Annotated in this window: 19 protein-coding genes and 1 other RNA gene; 10 read left to right on the top strand and 10 right to left on the bottom strand. The window is 52.7% G+C overall.

Features of this window, described 5'->3' with window-relative positions; translation table 11 throughout:
• Positions 1-12: 12 nt before the first annotated feature.
• From NF212_RS02700 to rpoE, 4 genes are read right to left on the bottom strand one after another with little or no spacing between them, the layout of a single operon-like run.
• Positions 13-507 carry a SoxR reducing system RseC family protein gene (locus NF212_RS02700; RefSeq protein ID WP_434358590.1) on the bottom strand — a complete coding sequence of 165 codons (495 nt, stop codon included), beginning with the start codon at positions 505-507 and terminating at the stop codon, positions 13-15.
• On the bottom strand, positions 504-1532 hold the full coding sequence (gene rseB / locus NF212_RS02695) for a sigma-E factor regulatory protein RseB (RefSeq protein WP_434358588.1): 1029 nt from the start codon (positions 1530-1532) through the stop codon (positions 504-506). The genes NF212_RS02700 and rseB overlap by 4 nt, the downstream gene beginning before the upstream one ends.
• 13 nt (positions 1533-1545) lie before the next feature.
• Positions 1546-2181: an RseA family anti-sigma factor gene (locus NF212_RS02690; RefSeq protein ID WP_434358586.1), complete on the bottom strand. Its 636-nt coding sequence runs from the start codon at positions 2179-2181 to the stop codon at positions 1546-1548.
• A 32-nt stretch (positions 2182-2213) separates the two neighbouring features.
• Positions 2214-2792 (bottom strand): RNA polymerase sigma factor RpoE, encoded by a 579-nt coding sequence (gene rpoE / locus NF212_RS02685; RefSeq protein WP_434358584.1) that lies wholly within the window; start codon positions 2790-2792, stop codon positions 2214-2216.
• 441 nt (positions 2793-3233) lie between these two features.
• Between rpoE and nadB the strand changes: the two genes are divergently transcribed.
• Complete coding sequence (gene nadB, locus NF212_RS02680; protein WP_434360820.1) at positions 3234-4850, top strand: L-aspartate oxidase; 1617 nt, start codon at positions 3234-3236, stop codon at positions 4848-4850.
• A 46-nt stretch (positions 4851-4896) separates the two neighbouring features.
• Here nadB and NF212_RS02675 read toward each other — a convergent pair whose 3' ends face one another.
• Both NF212_RS02675 and NF212_RS02670 read right to left on the bottom strand, forming a co-directional pair.
• On the bottom strand, positions 4897-5328 hold the full coding sequence (locus NF212_RS02675; RefSeq protein ID WP_434358582.1) for a protein YgfX: 432 nt from the start codon (positions 5326-5328) through the stop codon (positions 4897-4899).
• Positions 5297-5557, bottom strand: coding sequence for a succinate dehydrogenase assembly factor 2 (locus NF212_RS02670; RefSeq protein WP_434358580.1), 261 nt, complete (start codon positions 5555-5557; stop codon positions 5297-5299). Before NF212_RS02670 ends, NF212_RS02675 begins: the two co-directional genes overlap by 32 nt.
• Before the next feature lie 221 nt (positions 5558-5778).
• Here NF212_RS02670 and ygfZ point away from each other — a divergent pair, with 221 nt between their 5' ends.
• From ygfZ to NF212_RS02650, 4 genes are all read left to right on the top strand, one after another.
• Positions 5779-6753 carry a tRNA-modifying protein YgfZ gene (ygfZ, locus tag NF212_RS02665; RefSeq protein ID WP_434358578.1) on the top strand — a complete coding sequence of 325 codons (975 nt, stop codon included), beginning with the start codon at positions 5779-5781 and terminating at the stop codon, positions 6751-6753.
• Positions 6754-6756: 3 nt separating this feature from the next.
• Complete coding sequence (locus tag NF212_RS02660; RefSeq protein WP_434358576.1) at positions 6757-7233, top strand: aminoacyl-tRNA deacylase; 477 nt, start codon at positions 6757-6759, stop codon at positions 7231-7233.
• Entirely contained in the window at positions 7233-8174 is a 942-nt protein-coding gene (locus NF212_RS02655) for a LysR family transcriptional regulator (protein ID WP_434358574.1), read from the top strand. Before NF212_RS02660 ends, NF212_RS02655 begins: the two co-directional genes overlap by 1 nt.
• A 152-nt stretch (positions 8175-8326) precedes the next feature.
• Positions 8327-8533, top strand: coding sequence for a DUF1107 domain-containing protein (locus tag NF212_RS02650; RefSeq protein WP_434358572.1), 207 nt, complete (start codon positions 8327-8329; stop codon positions 8531-8533).
• A 90-nt stretch (positions 8534-8623) separates the two neighbouring features.
• Here the strand turns inward: NF212_RS02650 and gcvH are convergent, their stop codons facing one another.
• The 4 genes from gcvH to NF212_RS02630 all read right to left on the bottom strand — a co-directional run bounded on the left by gcvH (position 8624) and on the right by NF212_RS02630 (position 12312).
• On the bottom strand, positions 8624-9016 hold the full coding sequence (gcvH, locus tag NF212_RS02645; protein ID WP_434358568.1) for a glycine cleavage system protein GcvH: 393 nt from the start codon (positions 9014-9016) through the stop codon (positions 8624-8626).
• A gap of 256 nt (positions 9017-9272) precedes the next feature.
• A complete protein-coding gene (locus NF212_RS02640) occupies positions 9273-10484 on the bottom strand; it encodes an FAD-dependent 2-octaprenylphenol hydroxylase (protein ID WP_434360819.1) in 1212 nt (403 codons plus the stop codon).
• Positions 10484-11686: a 2-octaprenyl-6-methoxyphenyl hydroxylase gene (ubiH, locus tag NF212_RS02635; RefSeq protein WP_434358566.1), complete on the bottom strand. Its 1203-nt coding sequence runs from the start codon at positions 11684-11686 to the stop codon at positions 10484-10486. Before ubiH ends, NF212_RS02640 begins: the two co-directional genes overlap by 1 nt.
• A 59-nt stretch (positions 11687-11745) precedes the next feature.
• Positions 11746-12312 carry a UPF0149 family protein gene (locus NF212_RS02630; RefSeq protein ID WP_434358564.1) on the bottom strand — a complete coding sequence of 189 codons (567 nt, stop codon included), beginning with the start codon at positions 12310-12312 and terminating at the stop codon, positions 11746-11748.
• Between the two features lie 253 nt (positions 12313-12565).
• Between NF212_RS02630 and zapA the strand changes: the two genes are divergently transcribed.
• The 5 genes from zapA to serA all read left to right on the top strand — a co-directional run bounded on the left by zapA (position 12566) and on the right by serA (position 15980).
• Entirely contained in the window at positions 12566-12868 is a 303-nt protein-coding gene (zapA, locus tag NF212_RS02625; protein WP_434358562.1) for a cell division protein ZapA, read from the top strand.
• 9 nt (positions 12869-12877) lie between these two features.
• A non-coding RNA gene (gene ssrS / locus NF212_RS02620) (6S RNA) lies at positions 12878-13058 on the top strand.
• A gap of 119 nt (positions 13059-13177) precedes the next feature.
• Complete coding sequence (locus NF212_RS02615; RefSeq protein WP_434358560.1) at positions 13178-13771, top strand: 5-formyltetrahydrofolate cyclo-ligase; 594 nt, start codon at positions 13178-13180, stop codon at positions 13769-13771.
• 132 nt (positions 13772-13903) lie between these two features.
• Positions 13904-14557, top strand: a complete 654-nt coding sequence (rpiA, locus tag NF212_RS02610) for a ribose-5-phosphate isomerase RpiA (RefSeq protein ID WP_434358558.1) — start codon at positions 13904-13906, stop codon at positions 14555-14557.
• A gap of 193 nt (positions 14558-14750) precedes the next feature.
• Entirely contained in the window at positions 14751-15980 is a 1230-nt protein-coding gene (gene serA, locus NF212_RS02605) for a phosphoglycerate dehydrogenase (RefSeq protein WP_434358557.1), read from the top strand.
• The last annotated feature ends 13 nt before the right edge of the window (positions 15981-15993 follow it).

Here is a 15993-nt window from a genome sequence, read left to right as displayed (position 1 = left end):
CGAATTTAGCGGCTAGTCGCTATCCTCACTTGCGGCATTTATCGCCAGCCCGGAATCAACCGGTGTGCCCAGCACCCGGAGTAACACCGGCTTGAGGTGGCTTTCATTTTCCCTTTTTCTCGCAATGCTCCTGGCCAAAAACAGGCCGGCAGCTGCGAACAACAATGCACAGAGAATAATGACACCCTCTCCGGCACCAATCAGGTTTGATAAAAACTGGCCAAGTGCAGTACCGGCAATTAACCCGAACAGGGGAACCAGGTAAACCAGCATGGCAGAACCCAGCACGCTGCGCTCTGTCAGACCGATTTCCACCTGGGTACCCGGAGAGAGATTTTTGTCAGAAGCAACACTGACCGACAGATCCCGGCCCGGCAAGGCTTTGCTGACGATACCCGTTCCACAGCTTGACTGTGAAGCACAGCTGCCGCAGCTTGATTGCTGTCGGCAGCTAAGCAAAATCTCGCCTTTTTCTGCCTTCACGACAGTAGCAACGGCGGTAATCATGGCGTATCTGTTCCCTGCTGGGTCGCATTTCCTTGCAAGGAAGTGTCTTCCGTTTTGGCATCGACCTGAATACTGGCCGGGCTCACAAAGCGGACAGACTCAGCAATACTGCGCGCTGTTTCCGGCGGGATATCCCCAACGACAGTCACTTCTGTGTTACCTACAACAAAGCTGTGCAGGGTACGGCGCCCTTGGCGTACCATCTGCTGGCCTACCGAATTCTGGTCTGCTTTTGACAGGTAGACAGAGAACGAAAACAGGCCGTCACTGAACATCTGGCTTTCAACCGGTTTTTCTGTCATCAAAAGACGGTGGCGGTTTTGGTAAACCGGCTTGAACCCACGCGGCAGTTTTGTCACTTCCCACCCTAGCGCTACATTAGGAGCTTTCGGGATGTCTACCACTGGCGGCAACTTCACTGTATCAAGTTGCTGCATAGCCTCGCCAACTTTCGGCGTCACAACCAGTGAGACAGTCCGGTATTGCTCAATGGGGTCACCATCCCGGTCAAGAAGGTCTGCGCGAACCAACAGCTTGGTTCGTTCATCGACCCAGATTACGTAGGAGTACCGTTCCCCATCTTTAGGGACAACACGAACGACGTAACACGGTAAGCCAGCTTCGCGAGCCCGGCCCAGGGAGATGAAATCGTAATATTTTGCCAGTTGGTCAACATCTGCCTGCATCACGGCAGGGATTGGAGCGACAATGGCATCACTTTTAATGGTGAAAGGCTCAATGCCTGGCTCGAAATAGCTGACTTCACCACCACGCTGAATGACTTCACGGGGTGGTCCGCTGAGGTATGCCAACTGGGAGAAGTTGTTGCTGTCTACAATAGCGTGGCGAAAGCGCAGCGGTTCAATACTGTTCTTGCGCACCCAAATATATGATAACTCGTAGTTGAGTTCGGCCGTTGCCTTGTCCATCTGATGCAACAAAGCCTCGGCTGACCCTGAGTCAGCCGAGGCTTGTCCAGACATCAAACTGACCAGCGCAACAACACCGACCAGAATTTTTTTCATTCTACTCCCACACTTATTGCTGTGAAGCTGCAGGTATTTCCTGATGCTGTCCGGTAGTATGCAGTTCCCCTTGGGCATTCAGGCGAAGCTGCAATTCATAATCCTGCAAAATAGCATTAATGCGCTTACGCTGCTCCATCAATTGCGCTTCTGTAGGCTGCTGTCTTAATGACTCACGATTCAGACTCACCGGCTCGGCCTGGCCAGTAAAAGGAACAGTCTGAAGAACGGGAAGCTGGCTGTCCGCAAGCTGCGGGGCACCTGAATCGCCGCCATTGTACTGTTGTACGCCAACAATCACCGCCAGGGTCACTGTTGCTGCAATCGCTACCTGCCCAAACTGGTGAAACCAGCTTGGCATGGTACGGCGTACAGTATGGGGGTTAGGTTGATCTTCCTGCGTTGCAACCTCATGAAGAGGTGCTGCTGTATGAGGCTTGTGAGCCGGCTCATCTTCAAGGGCCATAGCCACCTTCCCCGCAATGTCCCACTGGTGAGCCGCTACAGGCTCACCGCGCATGACGTCGCGGATAGTATGGTAGCTTGCCCATGTTTCGAGGGCTTCCGGGGAATTTTCCATTTCACTGAACACGTCCTGGCTCAGTGATTCCCCATCCAGCATTGCAGAAATATTCTCTTTTTCCGCCATTGATTCCACCATCAAATTTGTCACGTTTGGTGCTAACGGTTAATGAGTGGTGCGATTCGCTTATCTACCGCTTCCCTTGCCCGGAAAATACGCGACCGCACAGTCCCTACTGGGCACTCCATGACTTCGGCAATCTCCTCATAGCTGAGACCTTCGATCTCGCGGAGGGTAATTGCTGTTTTCAGGTCGTCAGGAAGAGACTCGATTGTCGAAAAAACCACCTGCCTTATCTCATCTGACAACATTAAATTCTCAGGGTTCGAAATTTCTTTTAACGCACTGTTCTCTTCGTAGTACTCGGCCTCTTCTGCATCAACATCGTTTGCAGGTGGCCTGCGACCCTGGGCAACTAAATAATTCTTTGCGGTATTGACCACAATCCGGTAAAGCCAGGTATAAAACGCACTCTCCCCACGGAAACCGGGCAAAGCACGATAGGCTTTTATAAACGCTTCCTGAGCGACATCCGGAATATCGCCCTGGTTGCTGACATAGCGTGCAATCAGGTTACAAACCTTGTTCTGGTATTTGATGACCAAAAGGTTAAATGCCTGTTTATCTCCATTTTGCACACGCTCGATCAGAACCTGATCTGTAATCTGCTCGCTCATCCGAGCGTTTACCCCTTATGTTTATTGTTAACGCCCGATTGCAGGAAGTTTATAGGAATTCTATTGACACCCTGCTGCGCATGAGCATTATCTATGAGTCTGAAGTCTGACGAAAGTTCCATCAGACGTTAAAAAGTTTTTGGCCCGTCACGAGCCACAATAACTATGCTAGACAGCACGATAGTAGCAAGCAGCCGTAGTGACTGCACCCTTTGATACCCGCTAATACCAATTGGGCTAATACGTCAGCCGGCAATGATGCAGGAGAAATCATTCAGCCCTGGGCGCGAGTTGTAATGGCCAGTGGGGCTAACATCAAAGCGGGTAACGCAGGAAAAGATGATTTCTGCCACTCAGACCGACAATCTAATGGGTCTGGATGGTATCAACGTCATACTCGTGTCAGCCAACAGTCAACATAGACAGGGAACCTTTAACACTATGACCAAGCAGCAACAGCACCAGTGTGACATTCTGGTCGTCGGCAGTGGTGCCGCCGGGTTGTCACTCTCCCTCCGTCTCGCGAGGAAACATAAGGTGACCGTGCTGAGCAAAGGCCCTTTGAATGAAGGGGCCACATATTATGCCCAGGGCGGCATTGCCGCGGTTTTTGATGAAGAAGATGACAGCATTGACGCACATGTCGACGACACCATGATAGCGGGTGGCGGGATTTGCGAAGAGGATGTCGTCCGGTTTATTGCAGAAAATGCGAAGGACTGCGTGCAATGGCTCATTGACGGCGGTGTCCCCTTTGACCAGGTGGAAACCGATGATGACGAAGAACCAAAGTATCACCTGACCCGCGAGGGTGGGCACAGCCACCGACGCATCCTCCATGCTGCCGACGCCACCGGAATGGCGGTACAAACCACCCTGCAGGAAAATGCACGCAACCACCCCAACATCACTGTGCTTGAGCGCTACACTGCACTGGATCTGATTACCCATGCCAAAACAGGTAGCAGTAAGCCTAACCGGGTGCTCGGAGCCTATGTGTGGAACCGTAACCGGGAAGCGGTGGAAACCGTCCGGGCCAAGTTTGTGATCCTGGCAACCGGGGGGGCATCCAAGGTCTACCAATACACATCCAACCCGGATGTTTCCTCCGGTGACGGTATCGCCATGGCCTGGCGCGCCGGATGCCGGGTAGCAAACCTTGAATTCAACCAGTTCCACCCTACCTGCCTTTTCCACCCGGATGCCCGCAACTTCCTGCTGACCGAAGCTCTCAGGGGAGAAGGGGCTTACCTGCTCCGGCCCGATGGCAGCCGGTTTATGCCGGAATTTGATGAGCGGGGTGAACTGGCACCACGGGATATCGTCGCCCGCGCTATCGACTATGAGATGAAGCGTCTCGGTGCTGACTGCATGTACCTCGATATCAGCCACAAAGATCCCGAGTTTGTACAAAAGCACTTCCCGACCATATATGAGAAACTGCTGCCACTCGGCTTCGATCTCACCAAAGACCGTATCCCTATTGTGCCTGCCGCCCACTACACCTGTGGCGGAGTCATCGTGGATAAGCGCGGCCGCACTGACCTGCCCGGCCTGTATGCAATCGGGGAAGTGAGTTATACCGGGCTGCACGGGGCCAACCGCATGGCTTCCAACTCTTTGCTGGAATGTGTGGTCTATGCATGGTCTGCTGCGCAGGATATTTTCCGGGAAGCGTCTAAAGCTGAGATGCCACCAGAGTTGCCACCATGGGATGAAAGCCAGGTAGGCTGCTCAGATGAAGAGGTGGTCATACAGCACAACTGGCATGAGCTGCGCCTTTTTATGTGGGACTACGTCGGTATCGTGCGGTCCACCAAACGCCTTGAGCGGGCCTTGCGCCGGATAGAGCTCCTAAAACAGGAAGTGCATGATTACTACAGCAACTTCCGGGTTTCCAACAACCTGCTGGAACTGCGAAACTTGCTGCAGGTTGCAGAGTTGATTGTTCGCTGTGCCATGGCTCGCAGGGAAAGCCGCGGGCTGCACTATAACATTGACTACCCGAATACCCAGCCGGATGCAGGGCCAACCATCCTCACACCCGACCAGCAGTAACCACAAGGCCGGGAAGCACTCCCGGCTTTTTTCTCCGCACTCTCAGCTAAGTAACTTCTTGCCCAGGATGAGTCTGGAGGTAGCTGGCAAGACGGCAAAGGCTACGATAGCCCCCTTCCCCGGTAGCGTCATAAAAGCAAACCACATTGCGGCGCTTCCCGTTTTGCAGGATTTCCAGCCATACAAACCGGGTATTGACCATGACAACCCGCTCCAGCACAGCAGCCTTTCCCTGCCAGCGGACACTGCAACTAATGAGCAACCGAAGTGTCCCACTGTGTGCGGATACTTTTTCCTGAAAACTGCGATACTCGTGCACCAGTAAAGCAACCAAGACAGCACACAATTCAAGGGGGAAGGCGGTAAGAAACAGTAAGGATAAACCGGCCAGACTGTAGATTAAGGCAGTCAGTATCAGGCCGGTTTTGGACGGTGAGAGGGTAACCTCAGCGAAGCTTGGATCGGTTGTGGGCGACAATTTTATCTACCATGGCGGCAATTGCCTGGTCTTCGCTTCGTCCGTGTCCCATCAGCCAGTTGAAGAGGTCAGGATCATCGCACTCCAGAAGGGCGACAAAGTCCTTCTGATCCTGTTCTGACAGAGACTCAAACTGCTCCTCAAAAAACGGCATGATAATGACGTCCAGCTCCAGCATACCGCGGCGGCAAGCCCATTTAATCCGTGCTTTCTCTTCTGCACTAAACATGGTGTCCTCAGATAAATTAGTGTTTCTTATACCAATTGGATTTATTGAGCCAGAGTTTACCCCTGTTATCGCTGTGCGCCCAGATTCAATCGTCCAAGATGCGATATTGCCCGGCCACTCTGCATATTCAGCTTAAATGTTATAAACCCTTACTTTCCCTGTGCTGACAAAATTCGGCCTTGGGATTACCATAACCCCATCAGAATACAGAGGGAAAAACAATGACCACCTGGTACGAAAACCAAGCTTTTACTGCGCAGCCTATTGGGCACAAAGATCCACTGCCCGCACTGGCTGTTATTGCACTGGATAACTGGTCGTTGATTACTGCAAGTGGTGAAGACACCGTAAAGTACCTTCAGGGACAGTTTACCTGCGATGTCACAGCCCTCGGTGACACCGAATCTACCATGGCTGCGCACTGCGATGCCAAAGGGAAGATGTGGGCCGCATTCCGCCTGTTCCATCACCGTGACGGACTGGCGTACAGCATGCCTGCGTCCCAGGCAGAAACTGAATTGAATGAAATCCGTAAATACGCGATATTTTCCAAGATCACTTTTGCCATCAGCGAAGACATCCTGCTGGGCCTGACCGGCACCGAAGCAGGCAGTGCGGTAGACACCTTGTTTGGTGAAGGTGGCGAAGTGCGCCACAACGCTGTTGGCACGGCGGCTCTGGTAGCGGAAAACCAGTGGTTGTTGGCTGTGAACCGGGAAGGGGCTGACAAAGTTCTCGCAACTTTGGACACCGCCGTCCTGGCTGACAATACCCTCTGGGATCTGTTTGACATCAAGGCAGCCTTGCCTCGTATTGAAGCTGAAACCAGTGCAGAGCACATCCCTCAGGCGATGAACCTGCAGGCAGTCGGCGGTGTCAGCTTCAGCAAAGGCTGTTACACCGGCCAGGAAACAGTTGCCCGCGCCAAGTACCGTGGCATAAACAAGCGCGCCATGTACCTGTTGGCCGGAGAGGCCCCCAATGCCCCCAAAGCCGGTGACATGTTCGAACGTCAGGTGGGTGAGAACTGGCGCAGCGGTGGTACCGTTGTAGCAGGCTACCTGTTCGCTGACGGTCAGGCACTGGCACTGGCCGTACTGCCAAACAACCTTGAAGAAGAAACGGCATTCCGCCTCGAAGGCCAGGATGCTGTATGGCAACGCTTGCCACTGCCATATTCACTGGATGACGAATAATCGATGCAAACCCCGGTTATCTCACTGCTCGAACAGCACCAGGTTCCTTTTACGTTGCTTCCCCACAGCCAGCCGGTTTTCACGGTCGAGGATGCAGCCAGGCAACGGGGTGTCGTACCGGAACAGATGGTCAAATCCATTCTTGTCCGTGACATGGGCGGCCTCTATGCCCTCGCTTGTGTACCGGGCCTGAAACAGGTAGACCCCAAACGGGTTCGTGCCCAGTTTAACTGCCGCCGTATGACCTGTGCCGACAGCGACGACGTCCTGAGAGTTACCGGTTTCCAGATTGGGGCGGTTGCCCCTATCGCACTGGCAACACAACTGCCCGTCATATTTGACAGGCAGTTGCTCGCCCACAGAACGGTAAACATCAGTTCAGGCGACCGTATGGCCGGTATAGAACTGGCGCTGGATGACCTGATGGCGCTGTGTAAACCGCAACTGGCTGACATCTGCCGAGATCAAGAAAGGCTGTGATGAAAGACGTTAACTGGCGCGCCATAGACCTCAACCTGCTGATTGTATTCGATGCCTTGATGGAAACGCGCAGCGTAACGCGAGCCGCGGATAAAGTAGCCGTAGGCCAATCCGCCATGAGCCATTCACTGGCACGTTTACGTACTTTGCTTGATGACCCGCTGTTTATCCGCCAGGGCCACGAAATGGTGCCGACAGCCAGGGCCAAGGAAGTGGCTCCCGTTATTGAAGAGGTGCTCAACACCATCACACACCGTATCTTAAAATCAGCGCATTTTGACCCGGCAGCCTTTACCGGATCGCTGCGTATTGGCCTGACGGACTATGCAGAGCTGATCTTCGCACCGGCGCTTTTTGACCGGTTGATAAAGGAAGCTCCAGGCTGCCAGTTGAGTTTTCGGCCTGTTGACAGGGAAAACTATCAAAAAGCACTCAACGACAATGATGTTGATGTAGTGATCGGCGCAATGGAGCCGGAAAACACTGCCCGTTTCAGTAACCAGAAAATTTATGAAGAACAGCACGTCTGTCTGTTCGACGCTGAAGCCACCGGCCTCTGCGCACCGATACCACTTTCTGACTACCTGTTAACCCCTCATGCACTGGTCACCGCCGACGGCAGACTGCAGAGCCCGGTAGACAAAACCCTCAGTGAAATGGGATTCAGCCGCCATGTTGCTATGGGGTCACAACGTTTCCTTACCGTAAGACGCCTGTTAAAAGGGCGCAATCTGCTGTGTATCGTCGCGGAACTGATGGCAAGAATAGACAGCTTTGACGATAACCTTGTTCTCAGCCCCCCACCCATTCCAGTTGCAAACTTCGACATCCGTCTAATTTGGCGTACATCTGACTCTTCCAACCCTAGAATCAATTGGTTAAGGGAACAGGTTACCCAAACCATTGAATATGAAGTATCCCGCCTTAGAAATCTTCATTAGCAGAGCCAACATCCGGTAAATTTCAGTTTTTTGAACTAATACACCAAATACCCCGGTCTATTTGGTGAGGAAGGCACAGGAGTCACAGTGCCGTCATCATTAGGCAGATATAATGTGCGCCGTACACGGACATACAGCTGCAAGGGGAGAAAATGCGCATTTTTAAGCGTTACATTCCAAAACTGATCGCTAAACATGTCAGCCGGCTTTTCAGTGGTCGGGTCTATATCGCGGGACGCGGTGGATTCGAGTTCAATGAAGGCATGTTGCTGGTTCCGATAAAGCCTGAGCACAGGCACTACCGGACGGTTAAGGAAGTAAACCAGGAAATAAGAAGAATGCGTGCCTTGGAGTATTAAGACCTGGGTAGACAGGTCATAAAAACAACCAAAACCCCGGTCTGCATGGCCGGGGTTTTTCGTTTAAGATTACCGGAATGCGGGCAAAGACTACTCGTCTTCCTCTATCATCGCTTCGTAATCTTCAGCTGAAAGCAACTCATCCAGCTCTGCCGGATCATCAGCTTTCACCTGAAACAGCCAACCGTCACCATAAGGGTCTGAGTTCACCAATTCCGGCGACCCTTCCAGATCTTCGTTGATGGCAATCACTTCCCCAGTCAGTGGCGAATAGATATCTGAAGCCGCTTTTACCGATTCTGCTACTGCAGCATCATCACCGGCATCTACCTGGCTACCGACATCAGGGGTGTCAATAAATACCATATCACCCAGCAGTGCCTGGGCATGATCCGTAATGCCGATGGTGAACACGCCATCACCTTCCGGGCGCACCCATTCATGGGTATTGGTAAAGCTCAATTCTGTGGGAACGTTGCTCATTTTTCTCGATCCTTCCTTAAATCTTCCGGCCGTGGTGAGCCAAGCGATCAACCGTCAGACAGGAATATGTACGGTAGCTCGCCCAACACCGGTTTGTGTCTACTAAAGCCAAGTTAGAAGACAGCCTTAAAGTCTGCAAGGAAATATTCCGATAATCCGGCAATAGTTTTAAGTTGATCAAGAGAATCTGGCAGTAATAAAAAAGCCAGTCGATTGACTGGCTTACCTATTAAGATCACCGCCAAATAGCCGGGATCTACTGTGATTTGGCCAACGCTGGTAAATCACCCTCAAGACCCAGGGCTCGCAACATAAACTGTTGTTTTACTCCCGGTAACGTATCGGCAGCAACCATGCCTATTCCACGCACCAGTTTCTTTAGCGGGTTTGCACCATCGAACAATTCGCGGAACCCCTGCATGGCAGCGATCATCTTGGCTGCCTCGGCTTTGCGCCAGCGTTCATAATGGCGAAGGTTTTCGTGAAGGCCAATGTCTTTTCCCTGTTGCCAGAGCAGTATCAGGTCTTCAGCCAGGGAGGCTGCATCCAAAATCCCAAGGTTTACTCCCTGCCCAGCCAACGGGTGAATGGTATGGGCAGCATCGCCGACCAGGGCAATCCGGTTTTTGGCGAAGTCCCGTGCATAACGCATCTTAAGCGGGAAAGCGGCTCGGTCGCCTTCAACCCGGCAAAGACCGAGCTGGTTATCAAACGCCACTGTCAGCTGCCTGTTAAAGCTTTCCTCGTCCATTGCCACCAGCAAGTCAGCCTTTTCCGGTGGCAGTGACCACACAATGGAACACAACTCCGGCTCAGACAGCGGCAGAAACGCCAGGGGGCCTTCCGGTGTAAAGATCTGGCGGGCAACGCCGTCATGTGGTTCGCTACAACGGATATTGGCAACCAGGGCGCTGTGGCCGTAATCCCGCCAGGTGAGTGGGATGTCGGCTTTGCTGCGCAGCCAGGAATTTGCACCATCCGCGCCGACCACCAGTTTGGCCGTGAGTGACTGACCAGATTCCAGTGTCAGCCAGGCTTCATTTTCCCCCATCGCCAGGGATTGGCAGCGGTCAGGTGCAAACAATTCAACATTACCCAGGCGCTTTACCCGGTCCAGCAGTGCCAGTTGGATAGCCCGGTTTTCCACGATGTGCCCCAAATCCGGCTGGCCGAGATCATCTGCCCGGAATCCGATATTGGCAAAGCTGTCCTGCTCCCAAACCTTCATTGCCACGTATGGGGCCGCCCGGCGGGAGGTTATGCCATCCCAGGCCCCAACACGGCGAAAGATCCGCTCACTCGCCCGGCTGAGGGCTGAAACCCGAATATCCGGCAGTGGATTGAGGGTCTCATCCGGCAGGAACCCTTCAATAACGGCAACACGCAATTCCGTATCGGCCAATGCAGCCGCCAGCGTCAGTCCAACCATACCGCCGCCAATAATGGCGATATCGACACTCTTCATCATCATCGTGTTACCAGTCCCATTGTCCGTTGTACTAAAGGTGTTTTGAGTGTTTGGCTGCCAGCCATTGCCATCAAGCCGAGGTTCCGGCCTGCAGCAAGCAGTTTTGAGGGAGAGGAAAACCCATAAACCAGCCCGGCTGTCAGCATTACAGTTTCTTCCCTGTCCTGCTCCCTTCGCTGGCGGTAACGGCTTAACTGTCCAAAATCCCCAGCCCGCTCACCACGAGCCAGCCCGGCAACAACCTCTTCTGCAAGGCTCATCACATCGCGAAGACCGAGGTTAAACCCCTGTCCGGCTATAGGGTGCAGTGTTTGGGCTGCATTCCCCACCACCGCAAACCTGTGGCTGGTGGTACGGGTAGCCCTTCGCAAAATAAGCGGGTACGCAAAACGCTCGCCAACCTGGGTAATTTCGCCCAGGCGCCAGCCAAAGGCCTGTTGAAGCCGATTGGCAAAGGCTTCATCGTCCATCCGAAGTAAGTCTTCCACTTCGTGTGGTGGCAAGCACCAAACCAATGAACTGCGCCCTTGGGACATCGGCAACAAAGCAACCGGACCGTGCTCGGTAAAGCGTTCAAAAGCCCGCCCCTGATGACGTTCCGACGTCGAGACATTGGCAATCACTGCTACCTGGCTGAAATCGTGTTCATCCCTGGTGATACCGAGAGCATCACAACTGGCAGAGACAGCGCCGTCGGCCGCCACCAGCAGACCGGCTTCCATAATCTCACCTGATTCCAGGGTTACACTGACCTTTTCTTCACTCCGGGTAACATCAGTGACGCTGTCCGGACAATAGAGGGTAATGTTATCGACCACTGACATGGCGTCATGGAAAACCCTGCCACAGTCAGCCAGTTCAACCACATTGCCGAGGAATGGGACTCCGTATTCCGGGGCGGCGATTGAAGCCATCCCGCAATGGCCTCGGTCAGACACATGGATATGTTTGATAGGGGTCGCAAATGGTTCAAGCGCCTGCCAGATGCCGATGTCATCCAGTTGACGGCAGGAGCCAAGCGCAAGGGCAATGCTGCGGGCATCATAGCCTGGGTGGCTGTCCAACTCCGGCGCTACAGCTTCCACTACGGCGATGGCGAGTTCTCTGCCATCTAATTTGTGCCGGGATAACCTGTTCAATGCCAGTGCCAGTGTTGCACCGGCCATGGCCCCACCGGCGATGACCACATCGTAATGCTTCATGTCTGCCTCAGTCCTGAACCATTGCTGTTTTGTGTACCTGAGCTATTTCGTGTACCTGATTAGTGCAGGGTACGGCTCTCATCCGCTTTCAGTTTTTTACCCAGTTCTGCATGGAGAACCAGCGCACACATACGAACATGTTCGGCAACCTGTTCAAGCAGGTTGGCCTGCTCTTCCATATCGTCGTCTTCATCTACGCCAAGTTGCGCAATTTCACGGAGGTCTTCCAGTGCTTCCTTGCTTTCGGCACTGAGTTCACCCATTTTGATCCCTGCAAGGCCCAGGCCTGCCATAAATGTATTTACCCACTCGCTCAGTGCTTCGGCATGTTCAACAACACCGGCATTTTCCGGCAGCCACATGGCAAATCCCAGGCTGTCGTCATTCAGGGATTCAACCAGCGAGTCAAAACAGCTGATTGCCAGCTCACGCGGGGCTTCCGGCCAACCCATGCCATCATTGGTAAAGTCATACAGCATTGGCAGCCAGTCGGTACCTTCCGGTGACATGCCGCCACACAGCATACCGGAGAGCAATCCGTGCAGTTCCGCCGGCGACACAGCCAGGCTGTTCGCCATCAGGGTTGAGGCGGCTTTTTCGTAATCCAGACGGTTGGTCTCACTCACAGTCTTGCCCTTTTAGGTTTGTTCATTAACGGCGTAATCCTAACACGATACCCGGCAAATTTTGCCCTGCTGCTTGCGTCTCGCCGAAAAAGAAACCGACTAATCGCTCAATTTCTGACAAAGACGCTGGCAAAGGCGGCACCTGTGCCCCGCTAACACCCCGAACCACTTGAAACTTCTACCCTCATTTTCTATAGTTTTCCTCCGTTGCGACAGGGTGCTTCCCGCACTCTGACAGGAGCCAGAAGAGACAATGAGCACGCAAGCTGTTGAGATCACCATTTTTGGGCGCACTCTGCGCGTAAATTGTCCGCAAGGGCAAGAGGACGCGTTGTTGCGTGCGGCAGAAGATGTCGATAAACGCTTGCAGGAACTGGCCGGACGCACTAAAGTTTCAAACACAGAGCAGTTGGTCACTATCGCTGCCCTGAATCTCTGCTATGAGCTCCACAGTGAGCGCAATAAAAATGCTGATGACATGGCAGAAATGACGCAGCGAATTAATATGCTGCAAACAACGATTGAACAGGCCTTGCTTTCACAGAGCAAAAGCTGATAAAACGAATTCTCCCTGGGGTGTGCGTCAGGTGTCGATGTCCCTGAGCCGATGTTAACACCAAAGGGTTTGTACTTACTGGCTATTGAGCAAGCCCGGCACGTACCGGGAAGCCTACGGACGGTATTGCAGGCCCGCCTTGAACCGTAGGGTTCAAGGGCTAAGACTCCAACGGCACTCTGGGGGTATACCTTTCCTGAACAGTCTGTTTTTATTACAACAGACCCGGTTCCAAAGCTTTCCTGAAAGCAGCATTCCTTTTACGATGAGATCAGCCCCAACCAACTGACTCAATGTAAAGGATGCACTATGCCTTCGCAGGATCTTCGCCAGGCACTGAGAAAAGATATTCGGAGCCGTCGCCGCTCACTGTCCCAGGAACAGCAGATCCATGCAGCAAATATGCTGTGCCAGCGTTTTATTTCGTCGCCGGCATTTTCAGGGGCGCAGCATATCGCCCTTTACCTCCCCGTTGACGGGGAACTGGATACCCTTCCCCTGATTGAGGCATGCTGGCGGGCCGGAAAGAATGTCTACCTCCCGGTGATCCACCCTTTCAGCCCGGGGAACCTGTTATTCCTGCATTACCGCAATGACAGCCAGATGGTTGCCAACCGTTACGGTATTCCCGAACCCAAACTGGACATCCGGGATGTACTCCCCCCGCAGCAGCTTGATCTCATTGGAACCCCGCTGGTTGCTTTCGATAACAGGGGACAGCGGCTGGGAATGGGCGGCGGGTACTACGACAGGACACTGGCCCCCTGGTTTGCTACCGGTATGGGTGCCCGCCCTGTTGGTATTGCCCATGACTGCCAGCAAGTCGACCAACTCCCGTCAGAAATCTGGGATGTTCCGCTTCCGGAGATTATTACCCCTTCCCGCCACTGGCAGTGGAACTGATAACCGGATCACAGTTTTAGCCCCTGACGCCCTTAGCCGGGTTCGATATAATCCCCGCCAGCTAACCCGTGATTGAATAAACTGCTGTTTGTTCATCCCGACACTGACTTTGGGCTTTTCAGGAGAATGGCAATGACCCAAGACGAAATGAAAAAAGCCGCCGGCCAGGCAGCATTGGAATACGTGACCAAAGGCAGCATTGTAGGTGTCGGTACCGGTTCTACGGTTAACCACTTCATTGATGCCCTGGGCTCAATGAAAGACCAGATCCAGGGTGCAGTATCCAGCTCTGAGGCTTCAACTGAGCGCCTGAAAGATCTGGGTATCAATGTCTTTGACGCAAACGAAGTAGCCTCCCTCGATATCTATGTTGACGGCGCCGATGAAATTAATGCAGCCAAAGACATGATCAAAGGCGGCGGTGCAGCCCTGACCCGAGAAAAGATTGTTGCTGCAATTGCAGAGAAATTCATCTGTATCGTCGATAACACCAAGGAAGTGGATGTTTTAGGCACTTTCCCTCTGCCGGTTGAAGTTATTCCTATGGCTCGCTCCTATGTGGCAAGAGAGCTGGTAAAACTCGGTGGTGACCCGTGTTACCGACAGGGTGTGGTCACTGATAACGGCAACGTGATCCTTGATGTCTACAACATGGAAATTACAGAACCAAAGGCAATGGAAGACAAAATTAATGCTATTGCCGGCGTTGTGACTGTGGGCCTGTTTGCTAACCGCGGCGCCGATGTCGTACTGGTCGGCACCCCTGACGGTGTTAAAAAATGGTAAACGTTTGCGTCTAAGTTATTCAATTACTTAAAAGCGCCTCTCACCGGCGCTTTTTTTCTCTCCTGCACTTGTATTTTTCTTACCCATGTCGATTAATTTTTGTTAAGTTAGTCACTGTATGGACCGCGACAACTATCACACCTAAACACGGCCAGATTTGATTTTTTGTAGTTTTTAAGGATGAGAACCTGACATGGCAACTTTTTCTCTAGAAAAGAGCAAAATTAAGATCCTTCTGCTCGAAGGACTCCACCAGAGCGCTGTCGATACCTTGAATGCGGCGGGTTACACCAACATCGCCTACCACAAGGGCTCATTGGCAGGAAAAGAACTTGAAGAAGCCGTCAAAGACGTACACTTCATTGGTATCCGTTCCCGTACCCAACTGACCGAAGAAGTGTTTGCCAAGGCAAACAAACTGGTTGCCGTAGGCTGCTTCTGCATAGGCACCAACCAGGTCGATCTCAAAGCCGCTACCCGACGTGGTATTCCGGTATTTAACGCTCCGTTCTCCAATACCCGGAGTGTGGCTGAGCTGGTACTGGGTGAAATACTGCTGCTCATGCGCGGCATCCCCCAGAAAAATGCCATGGCGCATCGCGGTGAATGGATGAAATCTGCCGATAACTCCTACGAAGCCCGAGGGAAAAACCTGGGTATCATCGGTTATGGCCACATTGGTACCCAGTTGGGTATTCTGGCGGAAAACCTCGGTATGCGGGTTTACTACTACGACATCGAGAATAAGTTGTCCCTGGGTAACGCCACTCAGGTTGATACCATGAGCGAGCTTCTCAACAAATGTGACGTGATTTCGCTGCATGTGCCGGAAACAGACAGCACCAAAGACATGATGGGAGCAGAAGAATTTGCGCGCATGAAGCCGGGCTCTATCTTTATTAACGCTGCCCGCGGCACTGTGGTTGAAATCGATGCGCTGTGTTCTGCACTGGAAAGCGGCCATATCAGTGGCGCAGCTATTGATGTTTTCCCGGTGGAACCGAAAACCAACAAAGACCCGTTTGAATCACCTCTCACCAAGTTTGATAACGTGATCCTGACACCGCATGTGGGCGGTTCAACCCAGGAAGCCCAGGAGAACATCGGTATTGAGGTCGCCGGAAAAATGGCGAAGTACTCTGACAACGGTTCTACCCTCTCCAGCGTCAACTTCCCTGAGGTATCACTGCCGGAGCATTCAGGTACATCACGCCTGCTGCACATTCACCAAAACCGTCCGGGTATCCTCACCAAGATCAATACCATCTTTGCTGAGGCCGGAATCAACATCGCCGCACAGTACCTGCAAACTTCTGCAGATATCGGTTATGTGGTTATTGATGTTGAAACCGAACAATCTGAAAAGGCACTGGAAAAGCTGAAGGCTATCGACGGCACTATGCGTGCCCGCATCCTTCACTAAGCTTCTAGCAAGA

It is taken from the genome of Parasalinivibrio latis, assembly GCF_036825535.1.
Taxonomy (GTDB): Bacteria; Pseudomonadota; Gammaproteobacteria; order Enterobacterales; family Vibrionaceae; genus Parasalinivibrio; species Parasalinivibrio latis.
This window is presented reverse-complemented; position numbering and strand designations above follow the sequence as displayed.